Origin of the sequence: Geminocystis sp. GBBB08, from assembly GCF_016743215.1 — a bacterium.
In the GTDB taxonomy this organism is placed as follows: Bacteria; Cyanobacteriota; Cyanobacteriia; order Cyanobacteriales; family Cyanobacteriaceae; genus Geminocystis.
In genome coordinates, this window is record NZ_VRZC01000010.1 from 1 (window position 1) to 20,192 (window position 20,192).

The following is a 20,192-nucleotide window of genomic DNA, read 5'->3' on the forward strand; positions in this document are numbered from 1 at the left end:
CCCTTATTCAATCCTCTTGATTCATCTTTCTTGTTAAACTTTTTACTTTTTACTTTTTACTTGGTGAACTTTACTTCGACTGCTATATTATATAAACACTTCTATTATTTTAGGAAAATAAATCATGAGCGAAAATTGGGACAATCAACAAAATCAGCAAACTAACCAAACAGAGGCGACATCGGCTCTAAAATTAGCTAATAAATCTTCATTATTATTTGGAAATCGTCCGATTGAACCTAGTCATTTACAAATAGTTAATACTTATACTACTGTGGGCAGTTTACGTCCTGTTACAAAAAGTGGATTAGATATTAAGGAAATGATAACTGTTTCAGGATCACGTCCTATTACAGCTAGTCATCTTAATATTAGTCAAGAATTTAAAGTTATGGGTAATCGTCCTGTAGCTTCTAATCAAATTGATGATGTTCTTCTTTTAATGGGTTATCTCGACTAAAAATCCGGAATCAGCAAGGGGTTTAAACCCCTTATTAGAATTAATAATCAAGATGTCTATTTTACAATTAATTATTTAGTAAGTTTAAAATTGTCTTACAGAAGGTTTACCATCAATAATTTCTCCCACGAGAATAACATCCGCCACGCCTACAAATAAACCGTTTTCTAATACACCCGGAAGATTATTAATTTTTGATTCTAATTCCTCTGGATTATCAATGCGATCGAATTTAACATCAATAACTAAATTACCTTGATCTGTGACCACAGGACCAGCTTTTTTTATACCCATTCTTAACTCTGGTTTACCTCCTAATGCTTCTAATTGACGAGTAACAGGAGTTATAGCCATAGGGATTACTTCTACTGGTAACAAAAAAGTTGAACCTAACTGATCAACTAATTTACCAGCATCTACCACTACAATAAATTGATCTGCTAAACTATCCACTACTTTTTCCCGAGTATGAGCGGCACCACCGCCTTTAATCAAGTTTTTTTGGGGATCAACTTCATCAGCACCATCAATAGCTACATCTATATGATCGATCGCATCTAGGGTAGTTAAAGGAATACCATATTTTTTTGCTAAAACTTCCGCCTGAAAAGAAGTAGGCACACCAACAATATTAGTTAACTCTCCTGACGCTAATCTCTCGCCAATATATTCGATGGCGTAAGCAGTCGTTGAACCTGTACCTAAACCAATGATAGAATTAGATTTGACAAGGTTAGCAGCGGCTTTACCTACTTCCTGTTTCATTACAGTTACTAGATCTTTAGTCATTTTTTTTTTTTTGAATAATCATCAATTATTATCTGTGATTCGAGATCATTAATCAATTGAAAGGAATAATTAAGATTGCCAGCGCACTATTTGAGTCACTAATTAGGGTTTGCTGAATTAAGATAAAACCTTAACTAAGTTGCAAAATATAATTCAAAAGCTTTTCATGACGACTTTCTGGGCATTTCAGCAATACCATAGCTTTCCACTGTTTCTGGAATTATCAGTTTAACCAATCTTTTTAGGATTACTTCTACTTACTATAATACTAATTGAAGAATTTATTGTAACTCAATACAATCTATAGATACTTTTGGGTATTAATTTTTGTATTTTATTAAAATATGCGGAATGTGGGTTACAAACATACCTAATTCTACTGAAGGAAAATACTCAGATGTTTATAACTAACATTTAATAGTGATCAAACCCAAATTATTTAAGCATATTTGATCTTGTTTAATTTTTCCCTATAAACATTGTTTATATTTGGTAAAAATGGGTAAAAAATAACCTCCTTTTTTTGTTGCTTACTTAGATTAGTTATAGATCCACAAATTTTTGATTATAAAGACTCATGGTTTTTTCAACACCATCTTTTAAACTTAGACAAATGGCATCATGGGTTAACACCATCAATTCCTCAATAACTTTTTCCTCACTTTTGGAAAATTTACCCAAAACATGACCAATGGTAGCCTCTTTATGACTAGATTTGCCAATACCAATACGAAAACGAGAGAATTTTTGAGAACCAACATGAGAAATAATTGATTTCATACCATTATGACCCCCGGCTGATCCTGATAGTCTTAACCTGATTTTGCCAAAAGGTAAATCCATGTCATCATAAACCACTAAAATCACTTCAGGGTCTAATTTATACCAATCTAATACTGCCCTTACGGATTGACCTGATAAATTCATATAAGTTAAGGGTTTTACCAACCTAATTTTACGATGGTTTAGAGCGATTCCTTCACAAAATAAGGCATTAAATTTTGGATTTTTTTGCCAATTAAACTCCCATTTATCCGCTAAATAATCCACTATTTCAAATCCAATATTATGTCTTGTTTTTTCGTATTTTTTTTCAGGATTTCCTAAGCCTATAATTACTTCTGGTATCACTAAATTTTTTTCACTCATTTTTATTTTTCATTAACTATAAAAATTTTTCTTAATTAGTTTACAAAATTTGTGGGCAATATCCATCCTACAAAACTAAATTTTTCTTTAATTTTTTTTTAGGGGTTTAAACTTTTTGCCAATTCCTGATTACTCATTCCAACTACTACGCCATGCTGATTCTGCTTGGGCGATCGCATATTGTTGATTTATTTTTGTATATTCATTTTCAAGGGCATCTAATTCTTGAAGAAGAATAGTAATTTTTTGTCTAATTAAATTCAATTGAGTATGATTAAATTCAATTTCTGTTAATCTTAAACAAAGGGCAATAATAGGGGAAATATTTAAGTTATCTGATGTATCTTCTTTCTCAATTACAAGACTTAATAAATTAGGTGAACCACTTACTAAAGATGTATTTTCTTCTGCTTGTAATGCCATTTCTAAAATTTTACTAGGGATTTTATTAGGCAAGATATTCGCATTTTGTAAATATTTATTGGTTCTATGAGAAATATTCATTAAACACTCTTCTATACAATCTTCTATATCTAGTTGAAACTTAATTAACTCTTCAGGATTAATCTCTTGAGAAGTTGATAAGTTTTCTGAATTATTTGTTTGTGTATTTTTTGAATCTAAAAGAGTTTCTTGAGGACTATTTTCTGTGATTAATAAAGACGAAAAAAGTGTTATAATTTGATTATAAAAATCTTGTATAAATTTATTATTAGGAAGTTCTATAGATTTAAAACTATCAAGTAAATTTTCAATAAAAATGGTATCTAATGCTTTAATTTGTTTCTGTAAATTAATTCTTTGTTGATAACTTAAACGAAGAAAAGAATCTGGATATTTTTGTGTACAAATTTGATAAACAGCCAAAATTAATTGACGATTAACAATCTCACTGAAATTTTGAAAATAATCTTGATATAAACTTAGTAAATTAGTGGCTAAATTTTGAATCTTAGTATTTAAAACGATTAAATCATCTCTTAATTTTTTGATTGACTTACTCATTTTTATTAATAATTAAAGAAAGTAAAAATTTGAGTTTTAATTAGGTAATGAAAAGAGGGAAAAGTAGGAGATTAGGAGACTATTTAAAGATTTATTAATTCCTAATTCCTAATTCCTAATTCCTAACTATTTTAAACCTGCTTGAGCGGCGACTTCTTCAGCGAAATTAGTTTCTTCTTTTTCGATGCCTTCTCCTAAAACAAAACGATTAAAACGACGCACTTGAATATTTTCACCGATTTTAGAAATTTGTTGAGTAATTAATTCTTCAACGGTAATTGCTTGATCACGAATATAGGGTTGACTGAGTAAACACATTTCCCCCAAACGTTTTTGAATTCTACCTTCTACGATTTTCTCTTTGATATTTTCAGGCTTTTTCCCTAAATCATCTCTACCCATTTCGATTTCTTTTTCTTTGGCAACAATATCTTGAGGAATATCAGCAATTTTAACGTATTCAACATTAGGACAAGCAGCAATTTGCATAGCGATATTTTTAGCTAAGGCTTGGAAATCTTCTCTACGGGCAACAAAATCAGTTTCGCAGTTAACTTCAACTAAAACACCGATTCTACCACCAGTATGAATATAACTTTCGACAATCCCTTCAGCGGCAACTCTACCTGCTTTTTTCTCAGCAGAAGTAATCCCTTTTTGACGTAACCATTCAGTGGCTTTTGTTATATCACCATCATTTTCAACGAGGGCTTTTTTACAATCCATCATCCCGGCGTTAGTTTTTTCTCTAAGTTCTTTTACTAATTTTGCAGATATTTCAGGCATAATATTATTTTTAGTTTAAATCATTAACAATAATCATTACATGAATTGACTCTGTGAGAGGTAAGAAGATCAAAAAAGTTCATAGTCAGGGCTTTAGCCTCTTAACTTTACAAAAGTGCGACTAAAGCTCCGACTACAAACAAGAGTTATTACTCTTCTTCACTATCACTATCTTCGTAATCTTCATCTTCGTAATCTTCGTCGTAGTCAGCTTCACCTGTAGCTAAAGATTCTTCAAAGTCATCGAATCTTCCTTCAGCAACAGCTTTACCGTAACGCCCTTCATAAATAGCATCGGCTAATTTACCAATAATCAATTTAATAGAGCGAATAGCATCATCATTAGCAGGAATAGGTAAATCAACTAATTCAGGATTACAGTTAGTATCTAACATAGAAATAACGGGCAAATTGAGTTTTTGACACTCTTTGATGGCATTATGTTCTCTACGAATGTCAATAATTACTACAACATCAGGAACACGACGCATATCTTTGATTCCGCCGAGATATTTTTGTAGTTTTGCTAACTCACGACGTAGAACTGAGGCTTCTTTTTTTGGTCTTCTGTCTAAAGCGCCACTTTCTTCTAATTCTTCTAAATCTTTAAGACGTGCTACTCTGGATTTAATGGTTTCCCAGTTAGTGAGCATACCACCTAACCAACGTTGATTAATGTAAAATGCACCACAACGACTAGCTTCTTGGGCGATAATTCCGGCCGCTTGGCGTTTAGTACCGACAAAAAGCACTTTTTTGCCACTTTCTGCGGCTTTTTTGACATAATTATAGGCTTCATCCATTAACTGTGCAGTTTGCACTAAGTCAATAATATGTACACCATTTCTAGCGGTGTAAATATAGGGGGCCATTTTCGGATTCCAACGACGAGTTTGATGCCCAAAATGAACACCAGAATCTAAAAGCTCTTTTAAGCTAACTACTGACATTTGTTTTTCTCCAATTTTTCGGGTTTATCCTCCATCCGGGTTAGTTCTATTTCTGATTTTTAGAAACACCCGACGTCCCAGATGTGCGAATTTAGACAACTTTACCATTTTATCACAGTATTTATTTTTTTTCTAGTTAGTTAATAATAATAGTTATTTAAAACTCCAATTTTTGTGCATAAAATAGTTATAAATATAGAAAAGTATAGCTACCATTAAACTGGCATAAACTATCCAAATATGGAAAATTTTAACAAGAATAAACATCAAGAATAGATTAGCGATAAAACTAGAAGTCATCACTGCATAATATTTGTAAATTTCTTTAAAAATGTTAGTATTAGTAATTTTAAAAGTAAAATATTTATTGAGGAAAAAACCTAGTAAATTAGAGAAGAAAAAACCAATAATTGTAGCCATGATTTCTTCTACTTTAAATTTATCAGTTAAAATCCATAAAATTACTATATTAAAACTTAAACAAACAATCCCAACTATGGTAAATTTAATAATTTCTCTTTTCTCATAAATTGTCTTTCTTAAAGTCTCAAAATAAGAATTAATTTTCATTAAACATAATAACAGATAATAACAGATAATAAAACTTCGATACCTTTGCGCCTTTGCGCCTTTGCGAGAAAATTTTACTGATAATTATTAAATAGAATTTTATCGAACTCCTAAGTAATTTTATTGAGATAATTTAAAAAGATTTTTTCTAACTTATCGGTTATTTCTTGCCAATCAAAAGATTTTGCCCTAATTCTACCATTATTACTCAATCTGTGCCATTCAAGTTCATTATATAATAATTTGGCGATCGCCTCACTTAAATGATCTTCATCAGGATTAACAGCAATTCCTTCGATGCCATCTCTGACAATTTCTTTTACAGCACTTTCTTGACTATGACAATATATAACAGGGATTCCTAAAGCCATCGCTTCGAGGGGGAAAATACCGAAACCTTCCCTTAAAGATGGTTGAATGGCGATTTTTGCTTGACTTATTTCTCGCCAAACTTCTTCAATTGTCTCTAACTTTCCTCTAAATTTTACTTTATCTACAATTCCTAATTTTTGAGCTAACTTTTCTAATTCTTCTCTAGTGTTGCCTTCCCCAATTATCTGTAAAATTACTCCTTGATAAGCATACTTTTGAGTAAAAATAGCGACAGCTTTTAACAATAAATCAACTCTTTTTTCTTTGATTAATCTTCCTGCATAAATTAACGGAGGTGTATCGTTAATACCAGAATGACTTAAAGAAGATATAAAAGAAAGATTAATACCATTACTTACTATTTCTATTTCATCGAATTTTCCTCTAGCTTTGCGTAACTTTTCGGCGGTAAATTTACTAACACAAATAACTTTATTCCCTAACTGTGCCGCTAAAATTTCAATATTATAATAAATAAACCAAGTCCAATTTTTAATATAAATTTGCCAATATTTTCCCCAATATTCATGCCAAGTTATAATCATTTGTTTTCTTAACAATTTTGCCTTAAAAAACAATAAAAATAAATGAATATAAGGAATATTATCTACTAAAATTATGTCAAATTTATGCAAAGGTAAAGTTAAGGTAGCTAAAGCATATTTAAGGGAAGTTAAAGCAGTTCTTTGACCTAAACTATTATACAATTTTTTAGCGAAAGGTAAAGGGATTATTTCCACATTTAAAGGATGTTTTTTTTCTTTTACCCAACCAGCTAAAGTAATTTGATGCCCTTTTTCTGTCAAAAATTTTGCTAACTGATAATTGCGAAATTCTACACCACCTAAAGAATCGGGATAAATGCAATCATAAATAAAAATTATTTTTAGCTTTTTTTGTTCTTTTTTCATTTTTCCTTAATTTAATTTAATTTAACTTACTGGCTATGAAATAGAATAACATTATCTGGTTTTTCCTGATAATAATAATTGTCACTTTAGGATATTTTATCGTCAATACTTTTAATTTTAAATTTTTTTGGATAAATGTTTAATTATTGCGGTGAATATTTTGATTAAATGGCAATAAAAAATCTCGCAAAGGAGGAAATAAATAATAAAAATATGGTAAGACTTTACTTACTCTATATTGAAACAATCAAAAAATAGATGAATTGATATAATTAAAAAACGTTAAATATTAATAGGTAAAAACAATGGTTGCCATTCAAGAAGTCGTTAAACTGGCTGCTGAAGAATATTTAAACCTAGAAGAAATAAACTCCGTAAAACATGAATATATTAATGGTGAGGTGTATAAAATGGCGGGTGCAAATTCGGCTCATGTTACGATTTCTCTTAATATCGCTTCTTTATTAAAAAATCATTTAAGAGGCAGTGATTGTCGAGTTTATATTGCTGATATGAAAGTCAGAATTGATAGTTTAAATCTCTTTTATTATCCTGATGTTATTGTTACTTGTAGCCAAGACGATCGAGCTTTAGATTATTATAAAAAATATCCTCAAATTATTATAGAAGTGTTGTCAGAAAGTACGGAATCTTTTGATAGAGGTGATAAATTTGCTGATTATCGCCTTATAGAAAGTTTAAAAGAATATGTACTTATTTCCCAAACAAAAAAACGAGTGGACTTATTTACCAAACAAGATAATAATTTATGGCAATTAACCTCTTTTTCTGAAGGAGAAAATTTAGTTTTAAATAGTATTAATTTTACTGGTGCTGTCTCTAGTTTATATGAAGATATATAACCATTTAAAACTTGATTTGATTAACTACTTTGCTTATTATCTTTACCATATTAAAATGTTAAAAATATTTAGAAAGTTCGATTCTTAAAAAAAATATTATCCCCATAAATCCTTAATTTCATCTAACTGATGTTGTTGATTAAACCTTTCCCACATAATACCGTTAACGTCAATATCCTTAGTAAATTCCATCGCTTCAGAATCTTCCCAACCTAAATGCCTTAAACTTCCAGACTTTGACTCTGTATCTTGTCTTACGGAAAAATTCAGTGTTTCTGTTCTCCATAAAGCATATTCTCCCTCAATTATTACCGTTGGTTGTACTGATAAACGTTGACTATACTCTTTAATACTGTCTTCAAGATTATGAGTTGATAAAGCAATATGTATTTTTTTCATTTTGTCAAGTTTTTTCCGTATTAATTTTTATTCAAATCTGTTAATTGTAAAAAATTATTGATACTTTTAATCATCATTTCTTGCTCAGATATACTTCCAGTAAGATCAAGAGAAATTTCTAAGCCTTGATGTAAAATTATTTTAGGTATTTTAGGTTTAAAAATTTGATTATCTTTACTATCTTTTTGTTCTACTATCTTAACTCGTTTAATTTGTCCCAATTGATATTCAATAATTTTTGATGTAAAAATATTATCTTGTCTAATAAAAACTACCCCTTTTACCTTGTCAAATATACAGCTAACTTGTCTAAAAAATGTTATAGAAAGAATCATTAAGCCTCCTCCTATAAGAGCAAAAAATCCCGCAATAAAATAGGCAAAAAATTGATTATCTTGCTTTACTATTAGAGAATTTTGAGCTGGATTTTTGACAAAAATATTGATTTTTGTTACTTTATCTGTTTTTCCCTGTCGTCCTGAACTATATACTTCTGCAAGAGGTATTATTTGATGATCTGTGAGTATATCAACTCTATAAGTTATCTCATTAGGATTATCTTTATTTCTATTAAGTTTTGCCCCCTGTAATTGATTAATTTTAATAATTTCTTTTCCCATCAAACCCTGTCTTGTTAATTGACAAGATATTTGTTGTGTTTGAATGACATTGTACACTGTCAGTTCCCGATCACATTGTAGAATATGTAATTTTCCAAAAGATAAAATAATCCATATTCCTAATAAAAAAAAAGGTATTGCAAAAAGAAATAATAATAGTCTTCCTAAATAAAATTTATTACTATTTTCTAGCTCTAATATCTGAGAATTTTGTTTTTTTATTTTCATCGCTTTACTTAATAAAAATCTCTTAAATTCTGATTCTAATAATTAACTTTATAATAAAAATTATAAATTAGTTGTCTATAGCTTTTAAATTCAATAATTTTTTACATCTATATTATCTGCGATCAATAAAATTTAACAATAAAAATTCAAGAAATAGGTTAATCTTTGATCCTAGTAGAATTTGTATTTATATATATTTGATTATGACACAACCGACGATCGAATCTATTTTAAAGGAAAAACGTACTTTTACACCGCCCTCAGAATTTGCAGAAAAAGCTCAAATTAAGAGTTGGGCAGACTATCAAGCATTATATCAACAATCGATCACTAATCCTACAGAATTTTGGGCTGATTTAGCGGAAAAAGAGCTAAATTGGTTTCAAAAATGGGAGCAAGTTTTAGACTGGAGTAATCCTCCTTTTGCTAAGTGGTTCGTTAACGGAAAGATAAATATTTCTTATAACTGTCTTGATCGACATCTCACCACTTGGCGACGCAACAAAGCCGCTATCATTTGGGAAGGCGAACCCGGTGACAGCCGTACTCTTACTTATGCCCAACTTCATCGGGAAGTGTGTCAATTTGCTAACGTCATGAAGCAGTTAGGAGTCAAAAAAGGTGATGTCGTGGCAATTTATATGCCCATGATTCCCGAAAGTGCCATCGCCATGTTAGCTTGTGCGAGAATTGGGGCGGTGCATAGTGTAGTCTTTGGAGGCTTTAGTTCGGAAGCTTTAAGAGACAGAATTAACGCCGCTCAAGCTAAATTAGTAATTACTGCTGACGGTGGATTTCGTAAAGATAAAGTCGTCGCCCTTAAAGAGCAAGTTGATTTGGCGATCGCAGATAATCACGCCCCCTCTGTAGAAAACGTGTTAGTGGTACAACGCACCAAAGAAAAAGTACAGATGGAAGCTGGTAGAGATCATTGGTGGCACGACTTACAAGCGGGAGTATCCACCCATTGTAAAGCTGAAGCAATGGATAGTGAGGATATGTTATTCATTCTCTATACCAGTGGTAGTACAGGGAAGCCTAAAGGAGTTGTGCATACAACAGGAGGCTATAACCTTTACTCTCACATGACGACTAAGTGGATTTTTGATCTTCGTGACGATGATGTTTATTGGTGTACCGCCGATGTGGGTTGGATTACTGGGCATAGTTACATCGTTTATGGACCTCTTTCCAATGGTGCGACAACTGTTATGTATGAAGGTGTACCCCGTCCGTCTAATCTTGGTTGTTTTTGGGATGTTATCGAGAAATACGGCGTAAATATATTTTATACTGCCCCTACCGCTATTCGTGCTTTTATCAAAATGGGCGAACATCATCCTAAAGCCCGTGATTTATCATCTTTACGCTTGTTAGGCACGGTGGGCGAACCGATCAACCCTGAAGCGTGGATGTGGTATCATAAGGTAATTGGTAAGGAAAAATGTCCCATAGTCGATACATGGTGGCAAACGGAAACAGGTGGGGTGATGATAACTCCTTTACCCGGTGCTACTCCCACAAAACCGGGTTCGGCAACCTATCCTTTCCCTGGTATCATCACTGATATTGTGGATTTAGATGGCAATTCTGTTGAGGATAACGAGGGCGGTTATTTAGTGATAAAACATCCTTGGCCTGGTATGATGAGAACAGTCTATGGTGATCCCGATCGCTTCCGTAATACCTATTGGGAACATATACCGCCGAAAGATGGACAATATCTCTATTTTGCCGGAGATGGTGCGAGACGAGATGAAGACGGCTATTTCTGGGTAATGGGGCGTGTGGACGATGTTATCAACGTTTCTGGGCATCGTTTAGGCACGATGGAGGTAGAATCCGCTTTAGTCTCTCATCCTGCGGTAGCAGAAGCCGCCGTTGTCGGTAAACCTGATGAAATTAAAGGGGAAGAAATCTTTGCTTTTGTCACTCTCGAAGGTGATTTTACCCCTAGCGATGAATTGGCAAATGAACTAAAAGCCCATGTAGTACAAGAAATTGGATCGATCGCCCGTCCGGGAGAGATCAGATTTACTGAGGGAATGCCGAAAACTCGATCAGGTAAAATCATGCGCCGATTGTTGCGTAGCCTTGCTTCTGGGCAGGAAGTAACAGGGGATACATCTACTTTAGAAGATCGTAGCGTCTTAGATAAATTGAGAGAAGGAGCGTAAATTAATTAACAATTAACAATTAACAATTAACAATTAATAATTAACAATTAATAATTAACAATTAATAATTAACAATTAAACTAATTCTTGATGAAATTAATTACAGTGATAAAATAAAAAATAAAATACAGAGTTATAATGAATATTAATCCCCAGAAAAATTAGAGAATTAAAAGCACAAATTACGAAAGAAGGTTTTGTTTATTTATCAAAAAGAGGAAAAGGAAGTCATTAGTGTTGGTAACATCCTTTATTGAAAAAAACTTTAACTATCTCTGGAAAAGATGGTGATGAAAATATTTTATTTAATGATTTATGCCAATTATTAAAAAGATTAGGTTTTGACGAAAGAATTAGAGGATCACATCATATCTTTAGAAAAGACGGCATCGCAGAAAAACCAAACATACAAAGTGATGGGAATAAAGCAAAAGCCTATCAAGTCAAACAAATTCGAGAAATTATTTTAAAATATAATTTAGGAGATAAATAATCATGTATAAATATGAAATTATCATTAATTGGAGCAAACAAGATCAAGTATTTATCGCTAAAGTACCAGAATTATTAGGTTGTATAGCTCATAGTAAAACTCAAGAAGAAGCTATTATTAATATTAAAGAAGCGATGGAGTTATGGATTGATAAAACCAAAGAATTTGGGGATTTTATTCCACAACCAAAAAGTTTACAAGTTGCTTAATAATTTTAAGCGGATAAAGTGCGCTCGCCCGTTCGGGAGAGATCAAGTTTACTGAAGAGGCTTAAGTTCTGCTAGTGGTGGGTTTTTTTTAGCTCACCTTCAAATTTATAATAGTATAATGGAGGCAATCTTATTTTACCCACCTTTGAACAATCAATTAAATCGGTAATACTTTGTCAAGATTTATCTAATAAGTATTTAGATATTCACCTGTTTCGTTTTAATGATCGCACTGGCGAGATTTATATTTTAGCTGGTGAAGATATTGAAATTTTAATTGCATCTAATGGAACATGGAGGTTTATTGATGAAACCTAATTTTGAAACAATGACTCGAAAAGAGCTTAAAGATTATGTGTTAGCCCATCGTGATGATCAAGAAGCTGTTGATTTGTTAATGAGTCGGCGTAGTCCAGATTCCGAAGCTATTTGGTATGATACTTCTTTATCTCAAGCTCAAATTAAAGAGATTTTGGAAAAAAAAATTCAAGGTAAAATTTGAGATCCAATGGGTATTACGATCGCACTTTCCCCTGACATCAGATTTGCAGTCGTAACGAAAAAAACTCTATCTGTCGATTATTGCCTAGCTTCTAACAGAAAATTGTCAGTGATACTTCTACTTTAAGGATAGATTAAATTGAGCTTGTTTTTTAGATGTTTTTGATAGCGATTAAAAATTTATTTAGATTATAATGGATAACGAACATTACGAAAATCAAGAACATTATGATGTCACAATCTTTTTGGACAGTCACGAAACAGTGGCTTTTCTATAAATTTCCCCGTCTTGCCATTATCTTTTTTTGTGTATTATTAAGTATTGTTTGGTTTTCTTTCTCTCCGATGGTGGCGAGTTCATCTTCCACTATTCAGTTTGTTTCTCCCAGTTGGGTAGAGCAAAATAGAGATAATCCTAAACTGAAAATTTTAGATGTCCGCATCAATCCGTTAGAATATATAGAGGGTCATCTTCCGAAGGCTGTAAACATTGCAGATAATAACTTTCGAGGACCTAATGGCTTTTTACCCGTACAATATTGGGAAGAACAGAAAATCGCTCAAATATTTTCTAAAGCAGGTATCAGTAATGATGATACGGTGGTAGTTTACTCTGATGGTAATAATGTTTTAGGGGCGACAATGGTTGCTTATTTATTGGAGCGATCAGGTGCTAAAAATATTGCGGTGTTAGATGGTGGCTACAAGGGCTATAAAGATGGTCAAAAAGACGTTACAAAAGAGTTTCTACGCTATGATAGGGGGAATTTTACCTTAAAAGATAACCCTTCTGTGAGAATTAGCTTAAAAGAATTAGAACCTCTCATCGGTAAGAAAGATGTAGTAATTATCGATCCTCGTCCGCCAGAGCTTTTTGAAGGTAAAACGAATCTTTGGGTAAGAAATGGGCATATTCCGGGAGCAAAAAATATACCTTGGCCTACTTTTACGGAAGCGAATAATTCTAGCGAAGCCTTGAAAAATCCTCATCAGTTAAAATCTTTAGAAGAAATTAAACAAATATTAGCTAGTCGCAACATTAAGCCTAGTGATACGATTATTGTTTCTTGCAGTACTGGACGAGAAGCAACTTTACAATATGTCGTCTTAAAACACTTGCTTGGTTATCCTAACGTCAGAATTTATGAAGGTTCTTGGACAGAATATAGCACTACTGATCTTCCCATCGAAACAGGTCCAGAAAAAAGTGCTTAAAGTTTCATCTGCGATCGAGCAACTGGTAGGGTGGGCATTGCTCATCTTTTTATCGTGAATACATTATATTATTTAATTTTTTGTCAAGAAATCAGCATGGAAGTGAAATGGACAGATTTTGCAGTCAGAATTATAGTGGCGTTTCTGTTGGGTTCAATACTGGGATTTGAACGTCAGTGGCGACAACGCATGGCAGGGTTACGAACCAGTACTTTAGTCTCAACTGGATCAGCACTTTTTGTATTGCTTTCTGTCCTCACTCCTAATGATGCCAGTCCAACTCGTATTGCGGCACAAGTAGTGTCAGGGATTGGCTTTTTAGCTGGAGGGGTGATTTTAAAGGAAGGTATCACCGTTCGAGGGTTAAACACGGCCGCAACCATTTGGTGTGCTTCGGCAATTGGTTCATTGGCAGGAGGTGGTTTTTTGTATCAGGCTTTTTTAGGTGCGATCGCTGTTCTCTTATCTAATACTCTCCTACGTCCGATCGCCCATCGTATTAACCAACAATCCTTACAGGGAACGGAAAGACAGTTAGCCTATCGAGTCAATTTCGTTTGTCAAAGAAAACAAGAAATCCATGTTCGAGCATTATTATTACAGTCTTTGACATCTAATAATATTACCCTGAGATCGCTATATAGTGAGGATTATAATGACAGTACAGATAAAGTGAATATCGAAGTTGAAATGTTAACTCAAGTACGAGACGATCAATTTTTAGAACAAATCGCTAGTCGTTTAAGTTTACAAAAAGGTGTTATTTCTGTTAGTTGGCGAGTGATAGAAGAAGAATTTGGTTAATCTTTTATTATAACTTAGATCTTGCATCTCTATCATCAATTCTCGATGAGGATAGGGAAAAGGGAAGAGGGAAGAGGGAAAAGTAATAAGAATTGATTTTAAAACTCCTAAAATTGATTTTTCCCGTTTTGTTTCATTGGTATTATTGTACTGGTGCAAGATCTGAGTATAATCTAAACTTTTAAAATTTAATGAGAAAATGAAAACGCCCAGCTTAGTAATGGTGGAGTATGAGTCGATCATCTTACTAACTTTATGAAAAAGGGGACTTGAATTCTTGTTCTAAATATTCAGATAATTCTTGATTATAAGGAGTAAAATAAGTTTTTAATTGTTGAATGATTAATGGTGATGTTTGGGGATATTCATACTGATTATGAGGATAATATTCTGTTAGTTTAAAGTTATCTATGGCTAAAAAATTAGTTACTTTTTTGAGGGTATTGGTGGGATTTTTATAAAACTTTTCACTTTGTAAGATTAAAAATTGTTCAGAAGCAAAATATTGTCGCCAATGCTTTAATTGTTCAATATATTTACCCCTAGATATATAGGCTAAATGTTGATGATTATAACTATAATAATTTTCGTCTTGATAAAACTTTTCCAATTCTCCTTTTAGGCGATCTTTTTCTAATTTTAATGCTTCTTTTAAAGGTAAATTTTCTAGGTTAAAACGGATACAATGATGATAATGGGAAATAGCTCGATCGACGGGATCTCGTAGTAAAACAATCAATTTAATATCAGGACAATACTCTTTTACCCTTTGAGCTACTAAAGGATGAAAAATATAATAAGGACTAGCTTCCCCAGTAATAATCTTTTTTTCTGAGAAAATATCATCATTTTTATTATTAGTTAAAAAAGGAAATTGTTGAAGATACCAATCCCATCCTTTTTGAAAATGTAGATCAAAAAAATGTATTTCTTTATCTACTGGAGATGCGATCTGAGGATGTTCCATTAAATAACGAAATAGGGAACTTGTACCGCCCCGTTGTACTCCAATTATTAAAAAATCTGGTTTTTTCATGGTAAAATTTAATGAGGGTTTGCTGTGGGAAATCAGAAAACTTTTATAATCCACGGTTTTGACATAATACTCAGATCTTGCACCAGTACAATAATACCAATGAAACAAAACGGGAAAAATCAATTTTAGGAGTTTTAAAATCAATTCTGATTACTTTTCTCTCTTTCCTCTTCCCTTTTCCCTATCCTCATCGAGAATTGATGATAGAGATGCAAGATCTAAGTAATACATTGCCCAAAAAATAAGCAATTTTAGCAAGGGTTTTAAACCCCTTATTTACTTAAAAACTGGGTAAGTAATATGTGTCGTCAGACTCAAATTCTAATAATAAAAACCATTAAAACTCTTCCCTCTTCCCAAATCCTGCCTACTTTCATGATACTATTATGAGGCAACTCCTAATTATATAAAAAATGTCGGCAATGCTCATCCTAGTAGTAATTATCACTCACGGTGCTTGACAAATCCAAACGCAATCCCTAGGCACTGATTCTATATCTTTGACTAGAATTTTATAGCCTAGATAAGTTAAAAATTGTTCCATAATACTATCTGTCATGACAGAAAAAGCTGTGCCATGTCTTCCTAATAAGTGTTTATCCCAGTCTTTAAGAAACCTTTTCCAACCCAATTTGCTGAGAATATTTGTATGATGAAATATACAGAGTTTATCACCTTTTAATAGTGAGGGAATACGGGTTAAATAATTAAAAATATCCCTAGGCTCTAAATGTACCATAGTATCATAACAAAAACAGATGTCTATAGAGGCTTTTTCTATGTTATCTAAGGTTAAACCATCGAGTTTGATATAATTTACTCTTTCTTTCCCAATGCGTTGTTTCGTTGCTTCTAACATTTCTGTGGCAATATCAGCACAAGTTAGGCGAGCACCATATTTAAGTAAAATTTCGGCTGTACGTCCACCGCCGATGCCAATTTCTAAAATCTGATGATTAGGTTTAATATAAGGAGCAATAAATTTATTTTCGATCAATTGGACGTATTCATCTAAACATTGTGCTGCACCTGCTTCTTTCCCTATCCATTCATCACCGATATATTTTTTATCTTGATGAAGATTTGACCAATTTTTGGCGTAATCATTCCAATCTTTTTCATAATCGATACTTTTATTCTCAGTCATATTAATTATTAATTAAACTTGATTATTCCTTTACCATACCGAATGATCCTTTAATTTTAAACCACTGATTCCGCATTCGCCAAAATTTGCTAGTTTTCATCGAAATAATTTCTTCTTGGCAATTTTTTAACTCTTCTTCTTTTTGAGTAAAATTAGCTTCTATTTCTTTTAGCTGTTGCTGAGTTTGTTTTAATTCTTCTTGAGAGCGATCGAAATAAAAATGTAGTTGTTTAAAGTCTAATTGAGATTTTTGTAGTTGAACTTGATGATTGTTTAACTCTTGTTGTAATTCTTTTAACTGAATTTGAGACTGAGATAAGTGGGATTTAGTTTCCTCTAACTGAATTTGAGATTGAGATAACTGAGATTTAGTTTCCTCTAACTGAATTTGAGATTGAGATAACTGGGATTTAGTTTCCTCTAACTGAGATTTGGTTTCTTCTAACTGAATTTGAGATTGAGATAACTGGGATTTAGTTTCTTCTAACTGAATTTGAGACTGAGATAATTGGGATTTGGTTTCTTCTAACTGAATTTGAGACTGAGATAACTGAAATTCTGTGGCTTCTTTTTTTCCCGTTATTTCTCCTAATTCTTGATATAACGAATGTAAATGTTGATCACTAGATTCTTTTTCCTGTTTTAACTTTTTATTCAAAAGTCTTAAATCTAACCAATCTTGTAACGCCCAACTATTACTAGAAAGATTATCAATGTCATCAAGCCATGAATTTTCAAAACCACTAATTATATTTAATTCTTGATATTGTTGCCAAATTTCAGGAAAATAAACTTTAATCAGATGACGACGTTGAGACTTTTTAACATCTCTTTTCAAAGCCGAATTGTCATAAAGACTCGAATCAATAGCTGATAAGGAAATTCCGAATTTTTCTTGTATTATCTGGGCTAAAATCTGTGGATTCTTAATAACTGTTTCTAAATTGATTAATAAACATTTTTCTTGATGCAGATTATAAAAATTTAATATTAGGCGATTATAAGTACTCCAAACCTGTAAAGCTAATTCAGGATTATGATGAAAAATATCATCACCCCGACGGTACAAAGAATCAATTACTTCCCAAGGCGATCGATAAACGAAGATAAAATAAGCTGAAGGTAATAAATCTGACCAAAAATCTAAAAAAAGTGATGTTCTCGGCTCTTTCCATCCCCAAGGATTTTCAAAGTCTTGATTTTCTTCTATTAATCTTCTTGCCTCTTCCACATAAGTTAATGGCGGAACAATTTTTTCTTGAGTAGTCCAACCAATGCTATTAATACCTAAAGAAAATAAGATACTTTCGTGAAAATTGACAAAGTCAGCATTTTCAAAATAACCTTTAGGATTACCCTCATTGGCTGGTATTAATTTTTTTCCAATATTTACCCCAGCACTTTGGAGTAAAGAAGACAATAAAGAAGTACCAGAACGGTGCATTCCCGTTAAAATGAGAATCGGTTGTTGAGAATAAGCCATATATTAAAATAAATGATGTAACAACGCAAATTTAATTTATCATTTAAGCTAACATAAAACTAATTAATCATCTTGATTAGATAAGTAACTCTAACTGAAATCTTATTATTATACAACAAAAAAAATCAAAATAGTTAATCTATACTAATCCTAAATAGGTTGTGGTAAATTAAATAGCAGTTAATAACTAACTATTATTGACAAATAAAATTTACTTTGTTAGGATTTATGAGTCAGAAGCATAAAACGAAATAATATCATAGTTTAGTTCGTTAAAATAAACAATATTCAAAAAAATCATAGTGTAGGAGTACATAATGGCTTTAACTACAATTACAACTTTTACAAACGGTCCTGATCTTTGGACTCCTTCTTTGTTACCTGGTCTAACAGATGGAGTATTAGGTGAGGCTTTAGCAGGAAATGATACCGTTGTTGGTACACAGTTCGCCGATTCCATCTTAGGTGGACAAGGAGAAGATAGTCTTCTTGGTGCTGGTGGGAATGATACTATCTATGGTGGCCAAGGTAATGACACTATTGAAGGTGGTGCAGGAAATAACTGGATTAGTGCCAATCAGGGTAATGATTATATAATTGTAACAAGTCCTGGTGACACTGTTTACGGTGGGCAAGGAGATGATATTATTATTGTTAATACAACAAATGCTTTTGTTAGTGCCAATAAAGGTAATGATACTATTACATCTTCCCAAGAAAACAGTCAACTCTATGGAGGTCAAGGTAATGATTTGATTAATCTGACTGGGGGAAGTAGTCAAATAGTGCAAGGAAACATCGGTGATGATACTATTACATCCTCAGGTGGTGAACACCTAATCTATGGTGGACAAGGAGATGATCGGATTATTATTTCTGGAGCATCAACGAAAGTTAATGTAGCTGGAGACTTAGGAAATAATATCATTGAGTTGGGAGAAGGTGTAATAGGTTCTAACATTACCATTTTTGGTGGTCAAAATCCTGCCAATACTGGTGGACAAACTCCTCAAGGAATATCAACTATAATAGTCAATGGAAATAATAACCTTATAGGAGCTAATATAAGCAATGTTGGAACTATCAATGTCAATCAAGGTGTTACCACAACTATTAATGCTTCTACAATTATCGCCTCTGGAGCGACAAAAATAGGGGGTTCTGGTACTGTTAACATTCAAGGAACTTTACAACAACTAACTCAATTAACTCAAACCGTTACTATTACCAACACTAATACCTTACCAATAGTTACAGATAATAATAATATTTTTCAAGCTGTCGGTCTTTCTCGTAGTCGTTTCAATTTAGCTACTGGGTTAACACAATTTTTTGTGATTGATGGTGCTCAATTTGCTCCTATAATTGCTCAGACTAATCCTAATGTTACAGATCCTGCCCAGCTACGAAAGTTGAATATTGGAGCTTTATCATTCCAGTTCGGACAAATTACTCAAGGAGAATTAAGTGCCATCAGAACTAATCCGGCGGCGGATATTCCAGCATCAACTCAAGCTAAAATGGTTAATTTTGGAACACAGTTAAATGATGCCAAGTATATTCCTCAAGTTAATTTACAACAGGCTGATACATTACTTAGTGGTTTTTATACCCTTATTTCCCAAAATGGTATTACACCAGTAAAAAATCGTTTCTTCTCTGTTATTGATACCAAAGGAACAACAGCAACCACTGATGATGTAACCACTCTTTATTATAGTTCTAATGGTCAATTTGACTTAGGTACTTCCGAAAAAGTCTTTACCTCAACCCCTGGATTATCTGTCTTTACTCCCTCAAACACAGGCGTAGGCCCCCTTAGTTTGGCTACTATCCCCGCTAGTACTCAAATTATACCTTTTGCGTAATATTTATCTATTTAAGCATTTAATTAATTTAATTAATTTTTGATCCTTTCTATCTTATAGGGAGGATTTTTTTCTTCAGTTGGTAATTGATAATTCCTCATTCTTAATTCCTGATTCCTGATAACTCATTTTTAATTAGGGTATGTAATTTTATAAT

The 20,192-nt window shown here is 32.5% G+C and carries 22 protein-coding genes; 10 read left to right on the forward strand and 12 right to left on the reverse strand.

Going from position 1 to position 20,192, the window contains the following annotated elements:
• The first annotated feature begins 124 nt into the window (after positions 1 to 124).
• Positions 125 to 460: a hypothetical protein gene (locus FWJ34_RS02670; RefSeq protein ID WP_308253784.1), complete on the forward strand. Its 336-nt coding sequence runs from the start codon at positions 125 to 127 to the stop codon at positions 458 to 460.
• 84 nt (positions 461 to 544) lie between these two features.
• Here the strand turns inward: FWJ34_RS02670 and rpiA are convergent, their stop codons facing one another.
• The 7 genes from rpiA to FWJ34_RS02705 all read right to left on the reverse strand — a co-directional run bounded on the left by rpiA (position 545) and on the right by FWJ34_RS02705 (position 6,992).
• Positions 545 to 1,249 (reverse strand): ribose-5-phosphate isomerase RpiA, encoded by a 705-nt coding sequence (rpiA, locus tag FWJ34_RS02675; RefSeq protein ID WP_308253785.1) that lies wholly within the window; start codon positions 1,247 to 1,249, stop codon positions 545 to 547.
• 543 nt (positions 1,250 to 1,792) lie between these two features.
• Complete coding sequence (gene pth / locus FWJ34_RS02680) at positions 1,793 to 2,398, reverse strand: aminoacyl-tRNA hydrolase (RefSeq protein ID WP_308253786.1); 606 nt, start codon at positions 2,396 to 2,398, stop codon at positions 1,793 to 1,795.
• Between the two features lie 129 nt (positions 2,399 to 2,527).
• Positions 2,528 to 3,403, reverse strand: a complete 876-nt coding sequence (locus FWJ34_RS02685; RefSeq protein WP_308253787.1) for a hypothetical protein — start codon at positions 3,401 to 3,403, stop codon at positions 2,528 to 2,530.
• 126 nt (positions 3,404 to 3,529) lie between these two features.
• Positions 3,530 to 4,189, reverse strand: a complete 660-nt coding sequence (gene tsf / locus FWJ34_RS02690; RefSeq protein WP_308253788.1) for a translation elongation factor Ts — start codon at positions 4,187 to 4,189, stop codon at positions 3,530 to 3,532.
• A gap of 149 nt (positions 4,190 to 4,338) precedes the next feature.
• Entirely contained in the window at positions 4,339 to 5,139 is an 801-nt protein-coding gene (gene rpsB / locus FWJ34_RS02695; protein WP_308253789.1) for a 30S ribosomal protein S2, read from the reverse strand.
• A gap of 153 nt (positions 5,140 to 5,292) precedes the next feature.
• Positions 5,293 to 5,709, reverse strand: coding sequence for a GtrA family protein (locus FWJ34_RS02700; RefSeq protein ID WP_308253790.1), 417 nt, complete (start codon positions 5,707 to 5,709; stop codon positions 5,293 to 5,295).
• 110 nt (positions 5,710 to 5,819) lie between these two features.
• Positions 5,820 to 6,992 carry a glycosyltransferase family 4 protein gene (locus FWJ34_RS02705; RefSeq protein ID WP_308253791.1) on the reverse strand — a complete coding sequence of 391 codons (1,173 nt, stop codon included), beginning with the start codon at positions 6,990 to 6,992 and terminating at the stop codon, positions 5,820 to 5,822.
• Positions 6,993 to 7,297: 305 nt separating this feature from the next.
• On the opposite strand from FWJ34_RS02705, the gene FWJ34_RS02710 reads away from it, so the two are divergent.
• A complete protein-coding gene (locus FWJ34_RS02710; RefSeq protein WP_308253792.1) occupies positions 7,298 to 7,855 on the forward strand; it encodes a Uma2 family endonuclease in 558 nt (185 codons plus the stop codon).
• A gap of 96 nt (positions 7,856 to 7,951) precedes the next feature.
• On the opposite strand, the gene FWJ34_RS02715 is transcribed toward FWJ34_RS02710, so the two are convergent.
• Both FWJ34_RS02715 and FWJ34_RS02720 read right to left on the reverse strand, forming a co-directional pair.
• Positions 7,952 to 8,254, reverse strand: a complete 303-nt coding sequence (locus FWJ34_RS02715) for a hypothetical protein (protein WP_308253793.1) — start codon at positions 8,252 to 8,254, stop codon at positions 7,952 to 7,954.
• Between the two features lie 20 nt (positions 8,255 to 8,274).
• Positions 8,275 to 9,102 (reverse strand): hypothetical protein, encoded by an 828-nt coding sequence (locus tag FWJ34_RS02720; RefSeq protein WP_308253794.1) that lies wholly within the window; start codon positions 9,100 to 9,102, stop codon positions 8,275 to 8,277.
• 203 nt (positions 9,103 to 9,305) lie between these two features.
• On the opposite strand from FWJ34_RS02720, the gene acs reads away from it, so the two are divergent.
• The 7 genes from acs (at position 9,306) to FWJ34_RS02750 (ending at position 14,501) form a co-directional block, all read left to right on the forward strand.
• A complete protein-coding gene (gene acs, locus FWJ34_RS02725; RefSeq protein WP_308253795.1) occupies positions 9,306 to 11,279 on the forward strand; it encodes an acetate--CoA ligase in 1,974 nt (657 codons plus the stop codon).
• A 253-nt stretch (positions 11,280 to 11,532) separates the two neighbouring features.
• Positions 11,533 to 11,772, forward strand: a complete 240-nt coding sequence (locus tag FWJ34_RS02730; RefSeq protein WP_308253796.1) for a type II toxin-antitoxin system HicA family toxin — start codon at positions 11,533 to 11,535, stop codon at positions 11,770 to 11,772.
• Positions 11,773 to 11,774: 2 nt separating this feature from the next.
• Positions 11,775 to 11,981, forward strand: coding sequence for a type II toxin-antitoxin system HicB family antitoxin (locus FWJ34_RS02735; RefSeq protein ID WP_308253797.1), 207 nt, complete (start codon positions 11,775 to 11,777; stop codon positions 11,979 to 11,981).
• A 132-nt stretch (positions 11,982 to 12,113) separates the two neighbouring features.
• The gene (locus FWJ34_RS19515; RefSeq protein ID WP_396231610.1) at positions 12,114 to 12,299 is read left to right on the forward strand and encodes a DUF6888 family protein; all 186 of its coding nucleotides are present in this window, start codon (positions 12,114 to 12,116) and stop codon (positions 12,297 to 12,299) included.
• Positions 12,289 to 12,483: a DUF6887 family protein gene (locus FWJ34_RS02740; protein ID WP_308253798.1), complete on the forward strand. Its 195-nt coding sequence runs from the start codon at positions 12,289 to 12,291 to the stop codon at positions 12,481 to 12,483. The genes FWJ34_RS19515 and FWJ34_RS02740 overlap by 11 nt, the downstream gene beginning before the upstream one ends.
• A gap of 230 nt (positions 12,484 to 12,713) precedes the next feature.
• Positions 12,714 to 13,697, forward strand: a complete 984-nt coding sequence (locus tag FWJ34_RS02745; RefSeq protein ID WP_308253799.1) for a sulfurtransferase — start codon at positions 12,714 to 12,716, stop codon at positions 13,695 to 13,697.
• 54 nt (positions 13,698 to 13,751) lie between these two features.
• A complete protein-coding gene (locus tag FWJ34_RS02750; protein WP_308253800.1) occupies positions 13,752 to 14,501 on the forward strand; it encodes an MgtC/SapB family protein in 750 nt (249 codons plus the stop codon).
• A 253-nt stretch (positions 14,502 to 14,754) separates the two neighbouring features.
• On the opposite strand, the gene FWJ34_RS02755 is transcribed toward FWJ34_RS02750, so the two are convergent.
• The 3 genes from FWJ34_RS02755 to FWJ34_RS02765 all read right to left on the reverse strand — a co-directional run bounded on the left by FWJ34_RS02755 (position 14,755) and on the right by FWJ34_RS02765 (position 18,167).
• The gene (locus FWJ34_RS02755; RefSeq protein WP_308253801.1) at positions 14,755 to 15,645 is read right to left on the reverse strand and encodes a sulfotransferase domain-containing protein; all 891 of its coding nucleotides are present in this window, start codon (positions 15,643 to 15,645) and stop codon (positions 14,755 to 14,757) included.
• A gap of 340 nt (positions 15,646 to 15,985) precedes the next feature.
• Positions 15,986 to 16,684 (reverse strand): class I SAM-dependent methyltransferase, encoded by a 699-nt coding sequence (locus FWJ34_RS02760; RefSeq protein WP_308253802.1) that lies wholly within the window; start codon positions 16,682 to 16,684, stop codon positions 15,986 to 15,988.
• Positions 16,685 to 16,706: 22 nt separating this feature from the next.
• A complete protein-coding gene (locus tag FWJ34_RS02765; protein WP_308253803.1) occupies positions 16,707 to 18,167 on the reverse strand; it encodes a sulfotransferase in 1,461 nt (486 codons plus the stop codon).
• Between the two features lie 317 nt (positions 18,168 to 18,484).
• Here FWJ34_RS02765 and FWJ34_RS02770 point away from each other — a divergent pair, with 317 nt between their 5' ends.
• A complete protein-coding gene (locus FWJ34_RS02770) occupies positions 18,485 to 20,035 on the forward strand; it encodes a calcium-binding protein (protein ID WP_308253804.1) in 1,551 nt (516 codons plus the stop codon).
• The last annotated feature ends 157 nt before the right edge of the window (positions 20,036 to 20,192 follow it).

What these genes read in the sequence shown, in the direction of transcription:
- FWJ34_RS02715 (WP_308253793.1), bottom strand. Translation starts at nt 8,254, where the DNA reads ATGAAAAAAATACATATTGCTTTATCAACTCATAATCTTGAAGACAGT.
- FWJ34_RS02740 (WP_308253798.1), top strand. Translation starts at nt 12,289, where the DNA reads ATGAAACCTAATTTTGAAACAATGACTCGAAAAGAGCTTAAAGATTAT.
- FWJ34_RS02745 (WP_308253799.1), top strand. Translation starts at nt 12,714, where the DNA reads ATGTCACAATCTTTTTGGACAGTCACGAAACAGTGGCTTTTCTATAAA.
- FWJ34_RS02720 (WP_308253794.1), bottom strand. Translation starts at nt 9,102, where the DNA reads ATGAAAATAAAAAAACAAAATTCTCAGATATTAGAGCTAGAAAATAGT.
- pth (WP_308253786.1), bottom strand. Translation starts at nt 2,398, where the DNA reads ATGAGTGAAAAAAATTTAGTGATACCAGAAGTAATTATAGGCTTAGGA.
- FWJ34_RS02670 (WP_308253784.1), top strand. Translation starts at nt 125, where the DNA reads ATGAGCGAAAATTGGGACAATCAACAAAATCAGCAAACTAACCAAACA.
- FWJ34_RS02685 (WP_308253787.1), bottom strand. Translation starts at nt 3,403, where the DNA reads ATGAGTAAGTCAATCAAAAAATTAAGAGATGATTTAATCGTTTTAAAT.
- rpsB (WP_308253789.1), bottom strand. Translation starts at nt 5,139, where the DNA reads ATGTCAGTAGTTAGCTTAAAAGAGCTTTTAGATTCTGGTGTTCATTTT.
- FWJ34_RS02770 (WP_308253804.1), top strand. Translation starts at nt 18,485, where the DNA reads ATGGCTTTAACTACAATTACAACTTTTACAAACGGTCCTGATCTTTGG.
- FWJ34_RS02705 (WP_308253791.1), bottom strand. Translation starts at nt 6,992, where the DNA reads ATGAAAAAAGAACAAAAAAAGCTAAAAATAATTTTTATTTATGATTGC.
- FWJ34_RS02765 (WP_308253803.1), bottom strand. Translation starts at nt 18,167, where the DNA reads ATGGCTTATTCTCAACAACCGATTCTCATTTTAACGGGAATGCACCGT.
- acs (WP_308253795.1), top strand. Translation starts at nt 9,306, where the DNA reads ATGACACAACCGACGATCGAATCTATTTTAAAGGAAAAACGTACTTTT.
- FWJ34_RS02710 (WP_308253792.1), top strand. Translation starts at nt 7,298, where the DNA reads ATGGTTGCCATTCAAGAAGTCGTTAAACTGGCTGCTGAAGAATATTTA.
- FWJ34_RS02735 (WP_308253797.1), top strand. Translation starts at nt 11,775, where the DNA reads ATGTATAAATATGAAATTATCATTAATTGGAGCAAACAAGATCAAGTA.
- rpiA (WP_308253785.1), bottom strand. Translation starts at nt 1,249, where the DNA reads ATGACTAAAGATCTAGTAACTGTAATGAAACAGGAAGTAGGTAAAGCC.
- FWJ34_RS02760 (WP_308253802.1), bottom strand. Translation starts at nt 16,684, where the DNA reads ATGACTGAGAATAAAAGTATCGATTATGAAAAAGATTGGAATGATTAC.
- FWJ34_RS02700 (WP_308253790.1), bottom strand. Translation starts at nt 5,709, where the DNA reads ATGAAAATTAATTCTTATTTTGAGACTTTAAGAAAGACAATTTATGAG.
- tsf (WP_308253788.1), bottom strand. Translation starts at nt 4,189, where the DNA reads ATGCCTGAAATATCTGCAAAATTAGTAAAAGAACTTAGAGAAAAAACT.